This window comes from Actinoalloteichus spitiensis RMV-1378 (assembly GCF_000239155.1).
Classification (GTDB): domain Bacteria; phylum Actinomycetota; class Actinomycetes; order Mycobacteriales; family Pseudonocardiaceae; genus Actinoalloteichus_B; species Actinoalloteichus_B spitiensis.
Genome location: NZ_AGVX02000422.1, coordinates 1 through 6,525, shown reverse-complemented (window position 1 = coordinate 6,525; position 6,525 = coordinate 1). Strand labels below are relative to the sequence as shown.

The 6,525-nt window shown below is 72.6% G+C and carries 7 protein-coding genes; 3 read left to right on the top strand and 4 right to left on the bottom strand.

Annotation, left to right across the window (positions count from 1 at the left end):
- The 4 genes from ACTIDRAF_RS0218245 to ACTIDRAF_RS0218225 all read right to left on the bottom strand — a co-directional run.
- Window positions 1-506: 6TM ABC transporter family protein (locus ACTIDRAF_RS0218245; protein WP_483446989.1), on the bottom strand; the 506-nt coding region annotated here is incomplete at its 3' end.
- A 139-nt stretch (window positions 507-645) separates the two neighbouring features.
- Window positions 646-1,653 (bottom strand): cytochrome d ubiquinol oxidase subunit II, encoded by a 1,008-nt coding sequence (cydB, locus tag ACTIDRAF_RS0218240; RefSeq protein WP_016700169.1) that lies wholly within the window; start codon window positions 1,651-1,653, stop codon window positions 646-648.
- 86 nt (window positions 1,654-1,739) lie between these two features.
- Window positions 1,740-3,287, bottom strand: coding sequence for a cytochrome ubiquinol oxidase subunit I (locus ACTIDRAF_RS0218235; RefSeq protein WP_016700168.1), 1,548 nt, complete (start codon window positions 3,285-3,287; stop codon window positions 1,740-1,742).
- 835 nt (window positions 3,288-4,122) lie between these two features.
- Window positions 4,123-4,587 carry a DUF1801 domain-containing protein gene (locus ACTIDRAF_RS0218225; RefSeq protein WP_016700167.1) on the bottom strand — a complete coding sequence of 155 codons (465 nt, stop codon included), beginning with the start codon at window positions 4,585-4,587 and terminating at the stop codon, window positions 4,123-4,125.
- Between the two features lie 201 nt (window positions 4,588-4,788).
- On the opposite strand from ACTIDRAF_RS0218225, the gene ACTIDRAF_RS0218220 reads away from it, so the two are divergent.
- Genes ACTIDRAF_RS0218220 through ACTIDRAF_RS29645 form a run of 3 tightly spaced genes read left to right on the top strand, consistent with a single transcriptional unit; the run spans window position 4,789 to window position 6,507 of the window.
- Window positions 4,789-5,232, top strand: a complete 444-nt coding sequence (locus ACTIDRAF_RS0218220) for a helix-turn-helix transcriptional regulator (RefSeq protein ID WP_016700166.1) — start codon at window positions 4,789-4,791, stop codon at window positions 5,230-5,232.
- A 19-nt stretch (window positions 5,233-5,251) separates the two neighbouring features.
- Entirely contained in the window at window positions 5,252-5,662 is a 411-nt protein-coding gene (locus ACTIDRAF_RS0218215) for a VOC family protein (protein ID WP_016700165.1), read from the top strand.
- A gap of 44 nt (window positions 5,663-5,706) precedes the next feature.
- Window positions 5,707-6,507: a VOC family protein gene (locus ACTIDRAF_RS29645; protein WP_016700164.1), complete on the top strand. Its 801-nt coding sequence runs from the start codon at window positions 5,707-5,709 to the stop codon at window positions 6,505-6,507.
- Window positions 6,508-6,525: the final 18 nt, after the last annotated feature.

Genomic DNA, 6,525 nt, shown 5'->3' with positions numbered 1-6,525 from the left:
AGGATCCACCCGCCGACGAGCGGCGGCACGGCCGCCGCCGTCACCAGGGCGGGCAGGTACGCGCGGAAGTAGGGGTCGAGCGCGTCCAGGCCGGTGGTCGCCAGGCTGCTGAGCCGGCCCACCCCGCCACCGGCGGCGGCGTCCCCGCCGCCCCGGTGGATCCACTCCGGGCCACGGGCGAGGGCCGAGTCGAGCAAGGCGGACCGCAGCTCCCGTTTGACCCCACCGGCCGCGCGGGCCGAGGTGGACTCCAGCGCCCACGCGACCACCGCCCGGCCCAGGACCGCCACCGCCGCCCACCCCAGGGGCGCGAGGAGGTCCCCGGCCGGGACCCGGTCGACCACGACCCCGGTGAGCGCGGTGGCCAGGCCGACGGCCTGCGCGACGAGCAGCGCGGCGTCGGCCACCGCGAGCAGGCCGATGACGACCAGCGAGCGGCGGGCCGCCGTCGACAGGGCTGGCAGCGGTCCGAGCGGGCCCCGGAACCGCCGAGCGGAGATACCCACCCCTGCACTCTCCGGGCGGGCCTGGCCGGTGTCCAGAGCCATCCCGTCCCTCACCTCCTCCACGTCCGGCATGCGGACGTACCGCCGAGCCACCGGCCCGCCGCGCACCGCCGACCTCCCCGGCCCGGGTCGTGGGTCCTCACGGGACCCGCACCGGGGGGATGTTCGCCGTGCTGATGCGCCGCCGGAACACCCAGTAGGTCCAGCCCTGGTAGACCAGCACCGCCGGGGTGCCGAACGCCGCCACCCAGGTGATGACGGTCAGCGTGTAGGGGCTGGAGGACGCGCCGGCCACGGTCAGCGAGAACGCCTCGTCGACCGTGGAGGGCAGGACGTCGGGGTAGAGCGAGCCGAAGAGCACCACCACGACCCCGGTGATCAGCACGGCCAGCGAGGCGAAGGCCCGTCCCTCCCGGTTGAGCCGCATCCACACCAGGGCGAGCACCCCGGCCGCCGCCGCCAGGCCCGCCACGACGGCCGTCCACACGGTGCCCTGGCGGAGTTGGACGAGCACGAGCAGCGCGAGGACCGGGGCGAGCAGCAGCGGGCCGAACCGCCGCACGACCCCGTGCGCCCGGTGCCGGACGGTCCCGTCGGTCTTGAGCGCGACGAACACCGCGCCGTGCAGCAGGCTGAACGCGGTCAACGCGACGGCGCCGAGCACGGTGTCCAGCCGCAGCAGGTCCACCACCCCGCCACGCAGGTCACCGTTGGGGTCGATCGGCAGACCGGTCACGGTGCCGGTGATGACCAGCCCCCATCCCAGGGGCGGGATCCACGACCCGATCTGGATGACCCGGTCCCAGTTCCGCCGCCAGCGGTGGCTGTCGACCTTGCCCCGGTACTCGAAGGCCACGCCCCGCCCGATCAACGCGAGCAGGATGAACAGGATCGGCAGGTAGGCCCCGGACAGCAGCGCCGCGTACCAGTGGGGGAAGGCGGCGAAGGTCGCGCCGACCGCGACGATCACCCAGACCTCGTTGCCGTCCCACACCGGGCCGATGGTGTTCACCATCACCCGACGCTCGGTGTCGTCCCTGGTCATGGGGCCGAGCAGCATGCCGACGCCGAAGTCGAAGCCCTCCAGGAAGAAGTAGCCGAGCCACAGCACGGCGATCACGCAGAACCAGAAGGTGGGCAGGTCCACGACGGTCTCCTTCTCAACCGGTGGCAGGCTGGGGCCGGCCCGTCCGGGCGCCGGGCGGGTCGGCGGGCGGACGGCCCGCCCGGGGCTCAGTAGGCGAAGGCGAGCACGTCACCGCCGCCTCCCCCGCGTCCGTCGCTCCCACCCGGCCCGTCGTCCGACTTCTCCTCCTCGGCGGGCTCCTCCCAGGGCGGCCGCATCACCCCGGACACGCCGGCGCGGGCGTAGCGGGCGAGGAGGAACACCTCGACCACGGCGAGCACCGCGTAGACGGCGGTGAGCGCGACCAGCGAGAACACGGCCGAGCCCAGCGACACCCCGGGGGACACGGCCTGCGCCGTGTACATCCACACCCCGTCCACTCCGGTCGGATTGGGCACCACCACGAAGGGTTGACGGCCCATCTCGGTGAAGATCCAGCCGAAGGTGTTGGCCAGGAACGGGGCCGCGATGCCGGCGAGCGCCAACGGCGCGAACCACCGCGAGCGGGGCACCCGGCCCCTCCTCGTCACCCACAACGCGACCGCGCAGGCCCCGGCGGCGATCACCCCGAACCCGATCATCAGCCGGAATCCCCAGTAGGTGATGGGCAGCGAGGGCACGTAGTCGATGGGTTGGCCGGCCATCTCGCCCAACCTCGGGTCGTCGGGGTAGTTCGTCCCGTACCGCTCGGTGTACTCGTCGACGAGTTGCTCGACGCCCCGCACCTCGGTGGAGAAGTCGCTGTGCGCCAACACCGAGAGCAGCCCCGGGACGGTGATGCTCTTGACGCTCTCGCAGTCGGGCCGGCTCACGTCCCCGACCGCGAACACCGAGAAACCGGCGGGGGCCTCGGTGTGGCAGAGCGCCTCCGCCGCCGCCATCTTCATGGGCTGCTGCTCGAACATCAGCTTCGCCTGGAGGTCACCGCTGATCGCGACGGCGGCGAAGGACACCACCCCGACCCAGCCGCCCAACCGGAGCGAGCGGTGCCAGACCCGGCGGTCGGGGTCGTCCTGGGGGGTGTCGCGGTGCCGGCGGGCCAGGTGCCAGGCGGCGATACCGACCAGGAACGACCCGGCGACGGCGAACGAACCGGCGATGGTGTGCGGGAAGGCGGCCAACACGGTGGAGTTGGTCAGCAGCTCCCACACCGAGGTGAGACGGGGCCGGCCGTCCTCGTCGAGGGCGACGCCGACGGGGTGCTGCATCCACGAGTTCGCGGAGAGGATGAAGTAGGCGGAGAGCACGGTCGCCAACGACGCCGCCCAGATGCAGGCCAGGTGCACCCGCTTCGGCAACCGGCCCCACCCGAAGATCCACAGCCCGAGGAAGGTCGACTCGACGAAGAAGGCCACCAGGCCCTCCATCGCCAGCGGCGCGCCGAACACGTCGCCGACGAACCGGGAGTACTCGCTCCAGTTCATCCCGAACTGGAATTCCTGCACGATGCCGGTCACCACGCCCATCGCGAAGTTGATGAGCATCAACTTGCCCCAGAACTTGGTCATCGCCAGGTACTCGGGCTTGCCCGTGCGGTGCCAGGCGGTCTGCATCACCGCGACCAGGACCGACAAACCGATGGTCAGCGGCACCATCAGGAAGTGGTAGACGGTGGTGATGCCGAACTGCCACCGCGCCACGTCGAGGATCTCCACGACCCGCTCCTCTCGCCCTCAGTCAGGACGCTAGGGGCGGTGGAGGTCGCGAACCGGACAGTCAGGGTCCCGTCCTCCCGGGACGTTGGTCCTGACTTCGGGGCCACCGAGCTGCGACTATGGCCCCGATCACTCGAACGGCCGGCAGCACGGCGGAGGAGTGCCCCACCGGCCAGCTGGCGGGTGGGGCGTCCGTCACCAGCCGCACCCCGGCGGGCTCGGCGCGGGAACGCCCCGGCCAGCTGAACGGTCAGGCGAGTCGGCGCGGCAGGGCGTGCCGACGGGCACCAGGGCGCGGGCCCCCAGCAACGTCAGACCACCGATCGTGATGTCGCGACGACCCTCGGCCAGCTCCCGGAGCGGAGATCAGATCCGACACCGCCACCTTCCCCCCGTGGCCGGTCTCCGAGTCGTCCTCCCCCAGGTCGTCGGGCAGGGCGGTGGTCCGGCGGCCTGGGCGGTTCCGGTGACGCCGAAGGCAGCTCCCCCGACCACCACGACCGCGCCCCCGCCCTCGCAGCCCGCCTCGGCGGTCGACCGTCAGCGGTCACGTCGACCCGTCGGCGTCGAACGCCTCCCGGGAAACCTGCCGGAACCCGGTCGCCTGGTCCGGTTCCCGCTCCACCACCCCGCCGCACCCACGGCGGTCAGGGCGCCGGCGAGGACGCTCCCGCTCCCGTTCGCACGCGCGTGGGTCGCGGATGGGGCACGGCGGTCACGAGTCCGTGCCCCCGTTCCCCGCGCTCCTCGGGGCGACGCCCGCTGGCGGGAGCGGCCACCGGTGGCGCTGACGGTGGCGGCGACCAGCGGGAACCGCGCCCTCCGCCGTGCTCGATCAGTCCACGGCCCTGGTGACGAGTGCGGCGATGGCCTCCGCCGCCCGGTCGCTCAACTCGGCCACCGCGTAGGAGGTCGGCCACAGGCCCCCGTCGTCATCGAGACGCGCCTCGGGGGTGAACCCGAACGTCGAGTAGCGCTCCTTGTCGGCCGCGCCACTGCGGAAGAAGCACACCACCTTCCCTTTCCGGGCGTAGGCGGGCTGCCCGTACCACAGTTTCGGCGCCAACTCGGGGGCGTTGCTGGTGACGATCGCGTGGATGCGTTCCGCCGACGACCGGTCCGGTTCGGGCATCTGCTCGATCTTGGCCAGCACGTCGGCCTCCTGGGCGGCCGCCTTCCCACCTCGGCCGCGCCCCGCCTCCTTCCGCAGTTCCTGGGCGCGTTCCCTCATGGCGGCGCGTTCCTGTTCGGAGAATCCGCCGGCGTTCGCCCCAGCGTCCTCGTGCGATGTGGAACCCATCGCTGGCCCCTTCCTCCGGTGGTGCGGTCGTGCTGGACGCGACGGTAGGCGTGCCGAATTCCGCCGGCTTCTCGAATCCTGACCGGACCGCACGGGCCAGGCGGTCGGGCTCGTGGCGGGCAGTGCCTGTGCCCGAGCGGCGACGCCACCGGAACACCCCCGCCAGGTGGCTGGTGGGCGGCGCGGGTGTGACGTGCGACGATGCCCCGCATGGCTGCTGGGCGCACGGAGGATCAACGGTTGCGGGACCTCGTGGCGCTCCGCCGGGTCCGCGACCGGATGGACCGCGAGTACGCCAAGCCGCTGAACGTGGAGGAACTGGCCAGGGGCGCGCACGTCTCCGCCGGGCACCTGAGCAGGGAGTTCCGCCGCGTGTACGGGGAGTCGCCCTACTCGTACCTGATGACGAGGCGCATCGAGCGGGCGATGACGCTGTTGCGGCGGGGAGACCTCAGCGTCACAGAGGTGTGTTTCGAGGTCGGCTTCTCCTCCCTGGGAACGTTCAGCACGCGGTTCGCCGAACTGGTCGGGGTGCCGCCGAGCACCTACCGGCGTGATCACTCCCAGGCGGCGGCGGGAATCCCGGCGTGCCTGGCGAAGCAGGTGACCCGACCCGTCAGGATTCAAGAAGCGCGGCCCCGGTAGCACGCCTAGCGTTCCGGGCATGAACATCACCATCCACCACGCGTTCCTCCCGCACACCGACCCGGAGGCCACGCTGCGGTTCTACCGGGACGCGCTGGGCTTCGAGGTCCGCAACGACGTCGGCTACGAGGACATGCGCTGGATCACCGTCGGTCCGCCCGGGCGGTCCGGCACGTCGATCGTGTTGCACCCGCCGGCCGCAGACCCGGGCATCACCGAAGACGAACGCCGCACGATCGCCGAGCTGATGGCGAAGGGCAGCTTCGCGGCCGTCACGCTGGCCACCGACGACCTCGACGGTCTCTTCGAACGCCTCGAAGCCGTGGGCGCGGATGTCGTGCAGGAGCCCACCGACCAGGACTACGGGGTCCGCGACTGCGCGTTCCGCGACCCGGCGGGGAACCTCGTCCGCGTCAACCAGGCCGACTGACCGCTGCCGGCCCCACCCCGAACACCGGACGAAGGACCACCCCCGTGCAGCTCACCCTCGACCGCATCACCCTCGGTGTCCCCCACCTCGCCGAGGCTGCCGACTTCTACACCTCGGCGTTCCCAGCCACCAACACCGGCCGGAACCCCGCCGGACCGCTCGACCTGGCCGGCGCCGGACGGCTCGACCTCCTGAAGGTCGAGGAGCTCGCCGCCGAGGTCGACACGGATCCGGCGAGCTCGGGTTTCCGGGGTCTCGTCCTCTCGGCCCTCGTCGACCAGCCCAGCGAGGTCGAGGCTCTCCTCGGTGCCGCCACCTCCCGAGGTGCGACCGTGGTCAGGCCGCCGAGGAAGCGGCTGTTCGGCGAGTTCGCCGCCGCCTACCGGGCGCCGGACGGCGCGGTCTGGAAGCTGGCGGCGGTCAGCAGGAGGAACACCGCTCCCCCCGGCGACCCGACCAACCTCGCGGAGACCGCCGTCTACCTCGGCGTCGACAGCCCGAAGGCGTCCGCGACGTTCTACGCGGCGCTGGGGATGCGGGTGGATCGGGACTACGGTGACAAGTTCGTCGACTTCACCGTGACCCCGGGTTCCTGCCGGCTCGGTCTGCTCCCGCGCGAGGCACTGGCGGGGGATGTGGGCGTGGACGGGCGGGGTGACGGGTTCTCCGCCGCCGTCCTCACCCACACCGCCTCGTCCCGTGTCGAGCTCGACGCCCTGCTCGGCGCCGCGCGAACCGCCGGAGCGCGGGTCGTCACCCCGGTGGGCCGGGGGGACGGGGGTGACCACGTCGCGCACGTCGCCGACCCCGACGGGCACCACTGGCGGTTCACGGCGCCGGCGTGAACCGCCAGTGGTGCGGCC